11 protein-coding genes and 1 riboswitch are annotated in these 14,067 nt (G+C 65.2%); of the genes, 7 read left to right on the plus strand and 4 right to left on the minus strand.

From position 1 onward, the window contains the following. Positions 1–929: 929 nt before the first annotated feature. The 7 genes from PJL15_RS01775 to PJL15_RS01805 all read left to right on the plus strand — a co-directional run bounded on the left by PJL15_RS01775 (position 930) and on the right by PJL15_RS01805 (position 10,768). Positions 930–1,670 (plus strand): response regulator transcription factor, encoded by a 741-nt coding sequence (locus PJL15_RS01775; protein WP_281449494.1) that lies wholly within the window; start codon positions 930–932, stop codon positions 1,668–1,670. A gap of 3 nt (positions 1,671–1,673) precedes the next feature. Continuing rightward, on the plus strand, positions 1,674–3,170 hold the full coding sequence (locus PJL15_RS01780) for a sensor histidine kinase (protein WP_281449495.1): 1,497 nt from the start codon (positions 1,674–1,676) through the stop codon (positions 3,168–3,170). Positions 3,171–3,307: 137 nt separating this feature from the next. Beyond that, positions 3,308–3,461, plus strand: a riboswitch (cyclic di-AMP (ydaO/yuaA leader). Positions 3,462–3,466: 5 nt separating this feature from the next. Then, a complete protein-coding gene (locus PJL15_RS01785; protein ID WP_281449496.1) occupies positions 3,467–4,333 on the plus strand; it encodes a hypothetical protein in 867 nt (288 codons plus the stop codon). A gap of 185 nt (positions 4,334–4,518) precedes the next feature. Continuing rightward, positions 4,519–5,868 (plus strand): glycosyltransferase, encoded by a 1,350-nt coding sequence (locus PJL15_RS01790; protein ID WP_281449497.1) that lies wholly within the window; start codon positions 4,519–4,521, stop codon positions 5,866–5,868. Then, positions 5,865–7,886 carry a glycosyltransferase family 39 protein gene (locus PJL15_RS01795; protein WP_281449498.1) on the plus strand — a complete coding sequence of 674 codons (2,022 nt, stop codon included), beginning with the start codon at positions 5,865–5,867 and terminating at the stop codon, positions 7,884–7,886. Before PJL15_RS01790 ends, PJL15_RS01795 begins: the two co-directional genes overlap by 4 nt. A 2-nt stretch (positions 7,887–7,888) precedes the next feature. After that, positions 7,889–9,973: a glycosyltransferase family 39 protein gene (locus tag PJL15_RS01800; protein WP_281449499.1), complete on the plus strand. Its 2,085-nt coding sequence runs from the start codon at positions 7,889–7,891 to the stop codon at positions 9,971–9,973. Between the two features lie 42 nt (positions 9,974–10,015). After that, positions 10,016–10,768 (plus strand): MerR family transcriptional regulator, encoded by a 753-nt coding sequence (locus tag PJL15_RS01805; RefSeq protein WP_281449500.1) that lies wholly within the window; start codon positions 10,016–10,018, stop codon positions 10,766–10,768. A 31-nt stretch (positions 10,769–10,799) separates the two neighbouring features. Here PJL15_RS01805 and PJL15_RS01810 read toward each other — a convergent pair whose 3' ends face one another. Genes PJL15_RS01810 through upp form a run of 4 tightly spaced genes read right to left on the minus strand, consistent with a single transcriptional unit; the run spans position 10,800 to position 14,049 of the window. Continuing rightward, positions 10,800–12,191, minus strand: coding sequence for a pyridoxal phosphate-dependent decarboxylase family protein (locus PJL15_RS01810; RefSeq protein ID WP_281449501.1), 1,392 nt, complete (start codon positions 12,189–12,191; stop codon positions 10,800–10,802). A 52-nt stretch (positions 12,192–12,243) separates the two neighbouring features. Next, positions 12,244–12,945, minus strand: a complete 702-nt coding sequence (locus PJL15_RS01815; RefSeq protein WP_281449502.1) for an HAD-IA family hydrolase — start codon at positions 12,943–12,945, stop codon at positions 12,244–12,246. A gap of 45 nt (positions 12,946–12,990) precedes the next feature. Beyond that, a complete protein-coding gene (locus PJL15_RS01820; protein ID WP_281449503.1) occupies positions 12,991–13,368 on the minus strand; it encodes a VOC family protein in 378 nt (125 codons plus the stop codon). A gap of 45 nt (positions 13,369–13,413) precedes the next feature. Continuing rightward, complete coding sequence (upp, locus tag PJL15_RS01825; protein WP_026542238.1) at positions 13,414–14,049, minus strand: uracil phosphoribosyltransferase; 636 nt, start codon at positions 14,047–14,049, stop codon at positions 13,414–13,416. Positions 14,050–14,067 lie beyond the last annotated feature (18 nt).

A 14,067-nucleotide genomic window follows, 5' to 3' on the forward strand; every position in this document is an offset into this window, starting at 1 on the left:
TTTCTTCATGTCTGTGTACGCACCAGAGTCGAACCCGTTACTGTGCGGAGGCTGTGCTGCAGAAATGGCCGGCCTGTGACCTGCGAAAAGCAGTCCGGCCATGAGGCGAGGATTACCGCTTCAGGAGGGACCGGCGTCGAGGGTTCTGTACCTTCACCACCCACTTTGCCGACGCCAAACCCGCAAAGTAACCCAAAAAGGTTGAATTCAGGGCGTTCCAAGTTCAAAGAAGGTGGTGACGGTACGGCCACCCGGCACAACTCCCTGTTCCCACCCAACAGGCTCCCGAAGGATGAGCGACCGGCCGCCCCGGGGAGGACCGGGCGCCTGGGGAGGGACCGGCGTCGAGGGTTCTGTACCTCCACCACCCACTTTGCCGACGCCAAACCCGCAAAGTAACCCAAAAAGGTTGACTACAGGGCGTTCCAAGTCCAAAGAGGGTGGTGACGGTACGCCCACCCGGCACAACTCCCTGTTCCCACCCAACAGGCTCCCGAAGGATGAGCGACCGGCCGCCCCGGGGAGGACCGGGCGCCTGGGGAGGACCGGCCGCCCCGGCAGGGACCGGCGTCGTGGGTTCTGTACCTTCATCACCCACTTTGCGGCCGCCAAACCCGCAAAGTAACCCCAAAAAGGTTGAATACAGGGCGTTCCAAGTCCAAAGAAGGTGGTGACGGTACGTCGGCCGCCCCGGGGAGGACCGGGTGCCCGGGCAGGGACCGGCGTCGAGGGTTCTGTACCTTCACCACCCACTTTGCCGCCGCCAAACCCGCAAAGTAACCCAAAAAGGTTGATCCCAGGGCCAAGAAGAGTCCAAATACGGTGGCGAAGGGACGCACGGAGGACTCCTACCTCGCTAGTGTTGACTTCACAGCGTCCTCACAGGACCGGCAAAGCGCCGGCAAACCAGCAGAACGGAGAGTTGTCCCATGGCCTCCTCGCACTCCATGACGAACAACCTTCCCCAGCTCTCCCACCCGGACGGCTCCCCCATCCGCGCCCTGGTGGTGGATGACGAACCCAGCCTTGCCGAACTCATGAGCATGGGGCTTCGGATGGCGGGGTGGTCGGTGGCTGTTGCTGGCGACGGACCCGCAGCCGTGAAGCTCGCAAAGGACTTCCGCCCCGATGTCCTGGTGCTCGATGTCATGCTGCCCGGATTCGACGGCGTGGAGGTCCTGAACCGTATCCGCGCCTTCGCCCCTGAAGTTCCCGCGCTGTTCCTGACCGCCAAGGACGCCGTGCAGGACCGCATTGTTGGCCTGGCTGCCGGCGGCGACGATTACGTCACCAAGCCCTTCAGCATGGAAGAGGTGCTCCTGCGACTCCACCGCCTGGTCCAGCGTTCCGGCGTGGCAGCCATGGACACCGCAGAACTGGTGGTGGGCGACCTCACCCTGAATGTGGACACCCGTGAAGTGACAAGGGCCGGAGAGGACATCACCCTCACCGCCACCCAGTTCGAGCTCCTGCGCTACCTCATGGAAAACCCCAAACGCGTGGTCAGCAAGGCCCAGATCCTGGACCGCGTCTGGGACTACGACTTCGGCGGACAAGCCAACATCGTGGAGTTGTACATTTCCTACCTCCGCAAAAAGATCGAGGCAAACCACCCAGCCATGATCCACACCGTCCGTGGTGCCGGATACGTCATCAAACCTGCGGACTAGGCGTTGAGTTCCCTCTCAGGGGTTGCCCGGAACACGAAACGGAGTTGGCTGAACCCCTCCACGTGGCACCTTCGCACCCGGCTGGTATTGGTGGCCATGGCATTGCTGGTGGCAATTTGCGGCGCCGTGGGCCTTGTCAGCTACGCGTCAATGGACATGGTGTTCAACAGGCAGCTGGACAAGCAGTTGGAGGAGGCGTCCAGTCGCGCCAACGACTTCGGCAGGCCGCCCTCGGGCTTTCCGAATTCGCCGACCGGAAGGCCGGACCCGCTGGAAGCACGCGGCCAGGCAGCAGGCACCCTGAACGCCCGGATCGTGGGATCCACCGTGCGCAGCTCGGGCCTGATCGACGCCCAAGGCAACCGAGGTTCCCTTTCCGACGCCGATGAGCAGCTGCTGCTGTCGCTCCCCCGGGACAACCGGCCAGTAGACCGGTCCTTGTCCAACGGCGACTACCGCCTGGTTGCCGTGGAAACGAACGGAGACGTGATCGTCACTGGCCTGCCGTTGTCCGACAAGCAGAGCGCGGAGGCGTCGCTGGTCTGGACCATGGTGTTGGTTTCCCTGGGCGGCCTGGTGGTGATCGGCCTGGTGGGGACCGTGATCATCCGGCGCACCATGCGGCCGCTGGAGCAGCTCTCCGAGGTCGCGACAAAGGTCTCGCGATTACCGCTCGACGCCGGTGAAGTGGCACTTGCGGTGCGGGTACCGCCGTCGGCCTCCCACCCGGGAACTGAAGTTGGCAGCGTTGGTTACGCCCTGAACCTCATGCTGAACAACGTATCCAGTGCGCTGGAAGCCCGGCAGGAGAGCGAAACCAAGGTGCGGCAGTTTGTTGCCGATGCCTCGCACGAACTGCGGACGCCACTGACGGCCATCCGCGGCTACACCGAACTGCTGCGGATGACCGAGACCTTCACGGACGATGGCAGGAAGTCCCTCGCCCGGGTCCAAAGCCAGTCCGAACGGATGACCACGTTGGTAGAAGACCTGTTGCTGCTGGCACGGCTGGATGAAGGCCAGCCCGTGAAAGTCACGGACGTGGACCTGACGCAGCTGGTGATCGAGACCGTAAGCGACGAGAAAGTCATGGCCCCGGACCATATCTGGCAACTCATGCTGCCGGACGAACCCATCACCGTCCGCGGTGACGCCACGCAGCTGCACCAGGTGTTGGCCAATCTGCTCTCGAACGCCCGGAAGCACACGGACGCCGGCACCAAGGTGGTCACCGGCGTCATGCTGTCAGCCGACGGCAGCGCCATCGTGACCGTAACGGACAACGGGCCAGGCATTCCCGAGGATTTCCAGGGCCGGATTTTCTCCCGATTTGCCCGTGCCGATGCCGCGCGATCGGGGTCCGAGGGCACCTCGGGACTGGGGTTGTCGATTGTGGAATCCATCGTTGAAGCGCACGGCGGAAGCGTGGAAGTGACCTCGAGGCCGGGACGCACGGAGTTTGCCGTGCACCTTCCCACAGTCAAGAGCGAATCAATGTAACGACTCCGGCAAGGCGACTCACCGGCGTCGTGATCTCTGTTACCTAAATGTGACTTCTGCGGAAACCTCCTGTACCGTCGAAAGGGTGGGTCGCCCCAAATGGCCCACATCCGGGATGCGCCGAGCTCTGCCACTTCCCGGAGTCCGTTCCTACTCCGAGGCAGAGACGGGGGACCCAGAGTCTCCGGGCCCAGGCATTTGCCGGCCCTAGGGGTGAAGCCGCAGCGTGACGCGCGGCCGGATGGCCTCATCCGAACCCGACAGCTAACTCCGCAGGCGCTGAGAGGTAATCACACATGTCTGAACTTAACGATCAGACGCGCCCTTCGGCGCGTCACCGCGACCAGAACGAATCCACGTTGACCAAGTCGCAGTCCGTCCTCAAGAAGGCCGCCCGCGAGGGCAAGTCCCGTAACCGCATGAACGTTGTGGCCGGCATTATCGCTGCCGCACTGGGCGTTGCATCACTGGGTACCGCCGCCAACGCCGCTCTTACGCTTCCCGAGGCCAGCCGCGTGGCTGAAGCCCGGACCGCTGCCGAAACCAGCAACAACAAGGCAGCTGAGGAAGCCGCGGCCGCCAAGAAGGCTGCCGATGAGAAGGCTGCTGCTGCCAAGAAGGCAGCGGACGAAAAGGCTGCTGCCGCCAAGGCCGCCGCTGACAAGGCTGCAGCTGAAAAGGCCGCCGCCGATAAAGCCGCTGCTGACCAGGCCGCCGCTGCGCAGGCAGCTGCTGAAAAGGCCGCTGCAGACCAAGCCGCAGCCGAAAAGGCCGCAGCTGACGCCGCCGCCAAGCAAGCAGCCGACGCCGCTGCCGCCCAGGCTGCAGCCGCTGCCGCTGTTCCTGTAGCAGTTGACGATCCCGCTGCCGCCAAGGCTTACGCTGCCAGCATTCTTGGCAGCTATGGCTGGAGTGCTTCTGAGATGACAGCCCTGAACGCCCTGTGGGAGAAGGAATCCAACTGGCGCACCACGGCAACCAACGCTTCCAGCGGTGCATACGGCATTGTCCAGTCCTTGCCTGCCTCCAAGATGGCGAGCGCCGGCGCTGACTGGCAGACCAACTACCAGACCCAGATCAAGTGGGGCCTGAACTACATCAAGGAACGCTACGGATCCCCGTCGGCTGCCCTGGCCTTCCACTTGGCCAACAACTGGTACTAAGCCAAAAAGTTCCGAACAGCCGCTCCCGGTCCCGCCTTCCGCACCAACCCCAACTGGTGCGGACAGCGGGAACGGGGGCGGCTTTCGCGTGTCCGGACCCGTCACAGCCACGAACCCGCCACAGTCACAGTCCCGTCACAGCTTCCGCCTAAAGCCCTCACAATCGGCAGCCCCACTCTGGATCCATGACGCTCATCGATCCCGCCACCAGTGCGCTGCCGAACCCCGCCCACGCGGGGCACTTCGCCGCTCCTGCCTTGCCCCTTCGGCAGCCGCGGCGCTCTCCCGTGGACACCCGGACCACGGTTCCCGTCCTGGACGTCACCATCCCCGTCCACAACGAGGAAAAGGACCTCGAGGAATGCCTGCGTCGCCTCCACGGCCACCTCGTGGACACCTTTCCGCATACGTTCCGCATTACGGTGGCGGACAACGCCAGCACTGACAGCACGCTCAAGATCGCCGAGCGCATGGCCCGCGAGCTGCCCGAACTTACGGTCAAGCGGTTCGAGGAGAAGGGCCGCGGCAACGCCCTCCGCCAAGTCTGGCTGGCCTCGCCGTCCCCGGTCCTGGCGTACATGGATGTGGATCTCTCCACTGATCTCGCTGCGCTGGCGCCACTCCTGGCGCCCTTGATCTCCGGCCATTCGGATTTGGCCATCGGCACCCGGCTGGCCCGCACGTCCCGCGTGGTCCGCGGACCCAAGCGCGAGTTCGTCTCCCGGAGCTACAACGTCCTCCTGCACACCCTGATGGGTGCACGCTTCTCCGACGCACAGTGCGGATTCAAAGCTATCCGCGCGGACGTGGCACATCAACTGCTGCCGCACACCCTGGACAACGCCTGGTTCTTCGACACCGAACTCCTCGTCGTGGCCGAACGCTGCGGCCTGCGCGTCCACGAGGTCCCCGTCGACTGGACGGACGATCCCAACTCAAGTGTCGACGTCGTACGGACCGCCGTGGCCGACCTCCGCGGCATGGCGCGCCTGACGCGCGACCTCGTCACAGGACGCATCCCGGTCCCCGAGCTCCGGGCAGCATTGGCCCGCGGTCCCCTCCCGGCGTCCTCGCGTACCTCCGAATCGACGCCACGCACCAGCCTGTTCGGACAGCTGGTCCGCTTCGGTTTCATCGGGGCCGCCTCCACGGTGGCGTACCTGCTGATCTTCCTGTTCTGCCGCGGCTTCCTGGACCCGCAGCTGGCAAACTTCCTGGCGCTGATCATCACCGCGATCGCCAACACCGCAGCCAATCGCCGCTTCACCTTCGGCATCCACGGCGGAAACGCTGCACGGCACCACTTTGAGGGACTGATCGTGTTCGGCATCGGCCTGGCGCTCACCTCCGGTGCGCTAGCCCTGGTGCATGGAACCACGACGCCGGACCGCTGGCTTGAGGTGGCCACTGTAGTTGGTGCCAACCTCGCCGCAACCGTGGCCAGGTTCCTGCTGTTCCGGCTGTGGGTCTTCCGCCGGCCAGCTGCGCCCGCGACCACCATCACCGACAAGACCACCGAGGTGGCAGCGAAATGATCACAGCCCTCCAGCCAGGCAATACGACCGCAAGCAACGAGCCTGTGCGCAGCGACCGAACGCAATCGCGGCTCCAAGGGATCCTGTTCGGCGGGCAGGCCCGCTGGGTACGCCCCTCGGCATTCGGACTCTTGGTGGCCACGGGATTCCTCTACCTTTGGAACCTGGCGGCCACCGGCTACGGCAACTCCTTCTATGCCGCCGCCATCCAGGCAGGCACCAAGGACTGGACCGCGCTACTGTTCGGATCGTTGGATGCCGGCAACGCGATCACAGTGGACAAACCACCAGCGTCCCTCTGGATTCCCGCGCTCGCCGGCAGGATCTTCGGCTTCTCGCCCACCAGCATGTTGGTTCCGCAGGCACTCATGGGGGTTGCCGCCGTCGGACTGTTGTATCTGGCGGTCAAGCGCGTGTCCGGACCCGCAGCGGGTCTCATCGCCGGGGCCGCGCTGGCCCTGACTCCTGTGGCCGCGCTGATGTTCCGCTTCAACAACCCCGACGCAATGCTCACCCTCTGCTTGGTACTGGCTGCCTATTTGACCACCCGCGCCATTGAAAAGGCGGGCTGGAAATGGCTGGCTGCCGCGGGCGCTGTGATTGGCCTGGCGTTCCTGTCCAAGATGCTCCAGGGCTTCCTGATCGTGCCCGGGCTCGCGCTCGCCTATCTGTGGGCGGCCCCGACGACCCTCCGCAACAGGGTCCTGCACCTCCTTGCCGCGGCTGCGGGGATCGTGGCAGTGGCCGGGACGTACGTTTCGATCTTCCAGCTGACTCCTGCGTCGGCCCGACCGTACATGGCTGGTTCGGAGGGCAACAGCTTCCTTGAACTTACGTTCGGCTACAACGGATTGGGACGCATCACCGGTTCGGGCGAGGGTGGGGCAGGTGGCATGCCGGGCGGTGCGGGTGGCATGCCGGGCGGTGCGGGTGGCGCCGGTGGTGGCAACGGAGGCTTCGGTGGCGCCGCCGGGTTGGACCGGATGTTCGGAACGAGCTTCGGCGGTGAAATCTCCTGGCTGCTGCCGGCGGCGCTGATCCTGCTCATCGCCGGGCTGTGGTTTACCCGCCGCGAAGCCAGGACCTCCAAGAGCCGCGCAGCCCTGCTGATGTGGGGTGGTTGGCTGGTGGTAACGGCTGGAATCTTCAGCTTCATGAGCGGCATCGTCCACCCGTACTACGCCGTTGCGTTGGCACCGGCCATCGCTGCGCTCGTTGGCATTGGCTGCGTTGAACTGTGGCGCGGCCGGTCCTCCTGGGCCGCTCGGATCGTCCTGGCCGTGGTGGTTCTCGGAAGCGCGCTCTGGTCTGCCGTGCTGCTGGGACGCGACACTGCGTGGCTGCCGTGGCTGCGGATCACCGTGGTGGTCCTCGGCGTGCTCGCTGCCCTCGCCCTGCTGCTCCGCGTCGATCAGCTTGGCGCCTCCACGCTCAAGGGCACCTTGCGGCGTTTGCCTGCTGCCGCCGTCGTGGTTGTTTCGTTGCTGGCGGGCGGACTGGGGACCGGCGCGTGGACCGTCGCCACCGCCGCGACTCCCCACTCCGGTTCAATTCCGACGTCGGGACCTGCCGGCGCGGCCAGCGGTGGCTTTGGTGCCCGGGCCGGAACGGACGGCCGGACCCGGGATCCTGGAGCCACGCAGAACGGGCTCGGCGGCGGACCTGGCGGTGGAAGCACAGCCAGCACCGAACTGACGGCGTTGCTGAAGTCGACCACCACCAAGTGGTCCGCGATCGTCTCCGGAGCAACCCAGGCTGCTGACCTGGAACTCGCGACGAACACCAGCGTGATCGCACTCGGAGGGTGGAACGGCGGCGACCCGTACCCCACCCTGGCGCAGTTCCAGGAGATGGTGGACAACGGCCAAGTCAGCTACTTCATCGCCGGAGGTGGCATGGGTGGCGGAGGCATGGCTGGAGGTGGCCGTGGCGGCAACTCCGAGGTCGCAGCCTGGGTGGCGGCGAACTATGAGGCCCAGACCGTCGGCAGCACCACCGTCTACAAGCTGGTGAACTGAGAATGACCACGTACTTCCAACCGCCCACAGAGGCCCCGAGGGCAGCAGGTAACCCGGCGGCAGTTAACCCGGCGGCAGTTGAGCCGGCGAGCGCGGGAACGAGCCCCGAAACCAATCCCCGGGCCAAGACCCGTGCCAAGACCCGCGCCAAGACCCGCGGACAGCTCCAACCCCGCATCGAACTCGGGATTGTCCTGGCCGGAACCGCCGTCCTCTACCTCTGGGGACTCGCGGCCTCCGGCTGGGCCAACGCGTTCTACTCCGCCGCGGCCCAGGCTGGTTCGCAGGATTGGACAGCGTGGTTCTTCGGTTCCTCGGACGCCGCCAACTCCATCACCGTGGACAAACCACCTGCAGCCCTGTGGATCACCGGCTTGTCGGTGCGGTTGTTCGGGCTGAGTTCCTGGAGCATCCTGGTCCCGCAAGCACTCATGGGGGTGGCGACCGCGTGGCTCCTCTACCTCGCCGTCCGACGCGCGGCCCTGCCTGCCACCGGCAATGCACGTTTGGCCCACCGGGCCGGCCTGCTCGCCGCAGCCACCATGGCGCTCACCCCCGTGGCCACGCTCATGTTCCGCTTCAACAACCCCGACGCGCTCCTGGTCCTCCTGATGACCGCAGCGGGGTATGCCGTGATCCGTTCCCTTCAGGAGCAGAAGCTGCGGTGGCTCGTGTTCGCGGGAGTGTTCCTGGGCTTCGGATTCCTGGCCAAGCAACTCCAGGTCCTCCTGGTGCTTCCCGGGTTCGCGCTCGCCTACCTCGTCGCGGCGCACCCCAAGCCCGGCCGGCGGCTGCTCCATCTGCTGGCCGCCGGTGGCGCGCTGGTGGCATCGGCCGGGTGGTGGATTGCCGCCGTCGAGCTTGTGCCCGAAAACCTGCGGCCGTATATCGGTGGTTCGCAAAACAACTCAATCCTTGAACTGACGTTCGGCTACAACGGACTGGGCAGGCTCAACGGCGAGGAAACAGGGAGTGTCGGGGGTGGCGGGAACGGTTGGGGCACTCCTGGTTTGCTCCGGATGTTCGGTACGGAATTTGGCGGCCAGATTGCCTGGTTGATCCCGTCGGCGTTGATCCTGGGCGGTGCGCTGCTCTGGCTCGGGCGGCTGGCTCCGCGCACGGACGTGGTCCGGGCCTCCGTTGTGGTGTGGGGTTCGTGGTTGCTGGTCACGGGCTTGGTGTTCAGCTACATGCAGGGCATCATCCACCCGTACTATTCGGTGGCCCTCGCGCCGGGAATTGCCGGGCTGGTGGGGCTGGGCGGTGCTGTGTTGTGGCAACGGCGTTCCCAGTTGCCGTTGGCCCTCCTGCTCGGGGCCGCGATCCTTGCTGCCGGAATCACTGCCTTCGCCATTCTGGTGCGCACTCCCAGCTTCCTGCCGTGGCTCCGCTGGGTAGTCCTGGTGGGCGCAGTGTTGCTGGCCGCCGCCGTTGTGCTCAGCGGCCGCTGGACACCTCGTTGGGTAACACGCACGACGGCGGGACTCGCCGTAGCGGTGTCCCTTGCCGGACCGCTGGCCTACTCGGTGGCGACGGCCGCTGTGCCGCACACTGGCGCGATCGTGACCGCCGGACCGGCCACCACCGCCGGATTTGGCCCGGGCCAAGGCCGAAACGCCGCGGCTCAAGGTGTCCGGAGACCAACCACGCAGGGTGCTGGGCAGCAGGGTACAAGCCAGCAGGCCTTCGCCGGTGGCGGCGGGCAGGCCGGCGGGCAAGCCGGCGGAATGGGCGGTTTGCTGACGGCCACCACGCCGTCGTCCGAGTTGGTGACCGCCCTCAAAGCCGACGCCGGCAACTACACCTGGGCGGCCGCCGTCGTGGGTTCGAACAATGCTGCGGGCTACCAACTGGCCACGGGTTTGCCAGTGATGGCTGTCGGCGGGTTCAACGGCACGGATCCCTCTCCTACCTTGGCGCAATTCCAGCAGCTCGTGGCCGACGGCAAGATCCACTACTTCATTGCCGGACGCCTCATGCAAGGCAACGGTGGCTCGGATGCCGCCAGCGAGATCGCAACCTGGGTGGCCGCCAACTACCAGGCGCAAACGATCGGTGGAACCACGGTGTATGAACTTCCCGAGTGAGGCCTTGCACCTGACGTTACGTGACGATCTAGCGTTATACCCATGACGGGAACAACGGGCAACGGACCGTGGAGCGTGGGCGAACTGGCCGCGGCATGTGGCGTCAGTGTCCGCACGCTGCACCACTATGACGGGATCGGGCTGCTGTCCGCGAGCGAACGGACAGCGGCCGGGCATCGGCGCTATGGCGAGGGCGACGTTCGGCGGCTCTACCGCATCAAGGCGCTGCAAATGCTGGGCCTGCCGCTGGCGTCGATAGGCGCAGCCTTGGAAAATCCCGCGGACGATCCCACATCCCTCCGGAACCTGTTGCAGGAGCAATTGGCCCACATCCGGAAACATGCCGAACAGGTCCAGGCCCTTCAGAACCGCCTGGGGGATCTCCTGATGCAGATCGATGGACCCGCCATGCCCACATCCGAACAATTCCTGACCACTTTGGAGATGATCGCAGTGCTCGACAACCACTTCACCCCGGAACAACAGCAGCAGCTCGCGGATAAGCGCGACGAACTCGGCGCCGAAAAAATCGAAGCCGCAAAGACGAGGTTCGCCGAACTCGTGGAGGAAGGCCTGGGATACGTCCAGGCAGATACCGCTGTTTCAGACCCGGCAGTCCAGGAATGGGTCCGCTCATGGGATGGCATCGGATCCATGTTCCACTCCGGCGAAGACACCAAAGTTGCAGCCCGTGCCGCGTGGCAGGAGAACAGCCAATCGATCAGCGCGGGGCTGCCCTGGAGCGCGGAACAAATGGCTGGGCTTATGGGCTACCTGCAAAAGGCCCGCAGCTAAGTCCCAGTTCTCGCACCCGGATCCGGGCGGCCTACCCTTCCGGTTCCGCCTCAACCGCGCCCCGGACCGCGGCGATGGACGCCGCCACATCCGCCGCGTCCGTGGTCCAGTTACTCACCGAAATCCTGAGGATCTCCCGGCCACGCCATGAAGAGCCGGACATCCACACCGCACCTTCGTTCATGAGCCGCTGCGTGATCCTGTGGGTGCGGTCGTCGCTGCCGAAGCTCACCGAGACCTGGGTAAACACCACATCGTTGAGGACTTCCACCCTCGGGATCGCGGCCAGTCCCTCGGCCAAAGCACGGGCATTGGCAGCGAGCCGCTCCACCATGGAGATCACCCCGGACCGGCCCAGCTGCCGCAAGGCCGCCCACACTGGGATGCCGCGTGCCCGGCGCGACATCTCCGGGACCTTCTCCAAAGGATCGCCCAGGCTGGTTTCAGTGGCAATCAGATAGCTGGTGTGGACGCTGAAGGCACGCCGGAGTGACTCCGGCCGTGAGACGATCGCCAATCCGCAGTCGTAAGGCACGTTCAGGGTTTTGTGGGCGTCCGTTGCCCAGGAGTCGGCATCCTCCACGCCGGCCAGGCGCTCTCTCAAGGTGGGGCTTACGGCAGCCCACAAGCCGAAAGCACCGTCAACATGGACCCATGCTCCACGGTCGTGGGCCACCGCGATGGCTTCTTCCATGGGATCGAAGGCGCCGGAGTGCAGGTTGCCGGCCTGAAGGCAGACCAACGATGGACCGGGCTGCTCATCCATGGCTGCCGCCAGGGCATCTGGGAGGATCCTGCCCTGTCGGTCGGCGTCAACGGGGACGCACGCACCCAAACCCAGGTACCGCAACGCCAGGTCCACTGCAGCGTGGCGTTCCCTGCCCGCAAAGGTCGTAATGCGTGGCCCGCCGTTGAGGCCCAGTGACTCCAGGTCCCAGCCTGCCTCGTCCATCAGATACTGGCGTCCCGCTGCCAGCCCCACGAAGTTGGCGGTGGTAGCGCCAGTGGTGAATCCGACGTCGGCAGTTGGGGGAAGGTGAAGAAGGTCCAGCAGCCAGGCGGCTGCGGATTCCTCGATGGCAGCAGCCGCTGGCGTCGCGAAGCGAAGCCCCGTGTTCTGGTCCCAGGCCGAGACGAGCCAGTCGGCGGCCATGGCCGCGGGCAAAGTCCCGCCCATGACCCACCCAAAGAACCGACCGGACTGTATGGCCATGAGGCCGGGCTCAGCCAAGGCGGCGAGCTCGTCCACTACCTCGGCGGCGTCGGTGGCCTCATCGGGCAGGCTCCGCAGGATGCTTTTGGCCACCTGGTCGGCGTCGGATGAAGGGCGGACGGGACGAGTGGGCACTGACGTGAGCCAAGCACCGGCATGGACCATGGCCCGTTCCAGTGCAGCACCGTAGGCCTCCGGCATCGCAGACATGCGCACAGCGTACTCCCGGTTTACCGGCGGGAACAGACCGGGCCGAACAGTACTAAAGAGTGAGCGTGAGGAGGTAACCGCCGTCGTCATCCTTCACTGCGGTGACCGTCACGGCCGAGTAGTCCGGGATCCGCCACATGCCCTCTTCAAGGTCCGCATTGTGCCTGGCAGCGGCCTTGCCCACCACAACCGTCCGCATGCCCGCGGCACGTGCAGCCGCGATACCTGCCGGTGCGTCTTCGAAAACCACGACGTCGGCCGGATCGGCTCCCAGCAGCGCCGCCGCTTTGAGGTACCCCTCCGGATGCGGCTTGCCACGCGTGACGGACTCGGCGGTGACCGTAGTGGAGGGCATCGGGAGCCCGGCCGCCTTCATCCGGATTTCTGCGAGGATGCGGTCCGCTGAAGTGACCAGGGCGATCGCATCATCGGGCAGTCCCGCCAGCAGGGTTTCAGCGCCGGGAAGCGCGATCACGCCGTCCGTCCGGGTGCGCTCCATCTCACCGAGTTCGGCGGTCAGCGCGTCAAAGTCGGCACCTTCAGGCGCATAACGGCGCACAGTGTCTCCCGCTTGGACGCCGTGGGAGGTGCGGAGGATCTCGTTGTAGTCCAAGCCGTAGCGTTCGGCGAACTCCAGCCACACCTGTTCCACGATCGCCGTGGAATCAACCAGTGTTCCGTCCATGTCGAAGAGGACGGCGCGGACGGTGATTACCGGCGGTTCAGTGGCAGCATGTGCAGCAGAATGGCTCATGGGTCCATCCTGCCGCACTACCGTGCTGCGGTGCATGAGTGTGACTTAGCCGTTGGGCCTTTGCGGCAGGTACTGGAGCGCCCACTTGTTGCCGTCCGGATCCGCGAAGTACACGAAGTGGCCCCAATCCTGGATGTCGACGTCACTGACATCCACACCGTTGGCCTTGAGTTGCTCGTGTGCTTTGATGATGTCCGCCACCACGATCTGCAGGCTTGGTGCTGTGCCCGGAGGCGCGTCGTTCAGCCCCTCACCAATGGCGATGGAACACGCCGAACCCGGCGGGGTCAGTTGCACGAAACGGATGCCGTCGGTGGGACGCTCATCGTAGTCGGCGTTGAAGCCAACCTTGTTGACGTAGAAATCCTTCGCGCGATCGACGTCGGAGACAGGGACAAATACCAGTTCAAGTTTCCAGTCCATGCGCCACAGGCTAGCGGCGCGGACCGGAAACCGGTAGGGGTTGTGTCAGCCGGCCACGCCGTAGAGGCGGTCTCCGGCGTCGCCGAGGCCCGGGACGATGTAGGACTTTTCGTTGAGTTTCTCGTCGATCGAGGCGAGGACAATGTTCACGTTGGCGTCCGAGAGCTCTTCTTCCAGCTTTGCCAGTCCCTCCGGGGCAGCCAGCAGGCAGATGCAGGTGACGTCCGATGCGCCGCGCTTGAAGAGGAACTTGATGGCCTCGCGGAGGGTGCCGCCGGTAGCAAGCATGGGGTCAAGGACGAAGATCTGGCGGCCGGTGAGGTCCTCGGGGAGGCGCTCGGCGTAGGTGATGATGTCCAGGGTTTCTTCGTCGCGGGCCATGCCCAGGAAACCGACCTCAGCGGTGGGAACCAGCTTGGTCATGCCCTCCAGCATGCCCAGTCCGGCGCGCAGGATGGGCACTACCAACGGTGTGGGCTTGGTGAAAGCCGTTCCGATGGTCTTGGTGACGGGGGTCTCGATCTCTACCGGCTGCGTCTTGACCTCGCGGGTTGCCTCATAGGCCAGGAGGGTGACGAGTTCTTCAGTGAGTTGCCGGAAGACCGGTGAAGGGGTGTTCTTGTCCCGCAGAACGGTGAGCTTGTGAGCGACCAGCGGGTGGTCCACGACGAGTGTGCGCATCCCCCAAAACTATCATTG

The organism is Paenarthrobacter nitroguajacolicus (assembly GCF_029952445.1).
Classification (GTDB): Bacteria; Actinomycetota; Actinomycetes; order Actinomycetales; family Micrococcaceae; genus Arthrobacter; species Arthrobacter nitroguajacolicus_B.

Excerpts from the sequence above, each read along its gene's own strand:
- PJL15_RS01775 (WP_281449494.1), top strand. The coding sequence starts at position 930 with ATGGCCTCCTCGCACTCCATGACGAACAACCTTCCCCAGCTCTCCCAC.
- PJL15_RS01805 (WP_281449500.1), top strand. The coding sequence starts at position 10,016 with ATGACGGGAACAACGGGCAACGGACCGTGGAGCGTGGGCGAACTGGCC.
- PJL15_RS01800 (WP_281449499.1), top strand. The coding sequence starts at position 7,889 with ATGACCACGTACTTCCAACCGCCCACAGAGGCCCCGAGGGCAGCAGGT.
- PJL15_RS01785 (WP_281449496.1), top strand. The coding sequence starts at position 3,467 with ATGTCTGAACTTAACGATCAGACGCGCCCTTCGGCGCGTCACCGCGAC.
- PJL15_RS01820 (WP_281449503.1), bottom strand. The coding sequence starts at position 13,368 with ATGGACTGGAAACTTGAACTGGTATTTGTCCCTGTCTCCGACGTCGAT.
- PJL15_RS01795 (WP_281449498.1), top strand. The coding sequence starts at position 5,865 with ATGATCACAGCCCTCCAGCCAGGCAATACGACCGCAAGCAACGAGCCT.
- PJL15_RS01790 (WP_281449497.1), top strand. The coding sequence starts at position 4,519 with ATGACGCTCATCGATCCCGCCACCAGTGCGCTGCCGAACCCCGCCCAC.
- upp (WP_026542238.1), bottom strand. The coding sequence starts at position 14,049 with ATGCGCACACTCGTCGTGGACCACCCGCTGGTCGCTCACAAGCTCACC.
- PJL15_RS01815 (WP_281449502.1), bottom strand. The coding sequence starts at position 12,945 with ATGAGCCATTCTGCTGCACATGCTGCCACTGAACCGCCGGTAATCACC.
- PJL15_RS01810 (WP_281449501.1), bottom strand. The coding sequence starts at position 12,191 with ATGTCTGCGATGCCGGAGGCCTACGGTGCTGCACTGGAACGGGCCATG.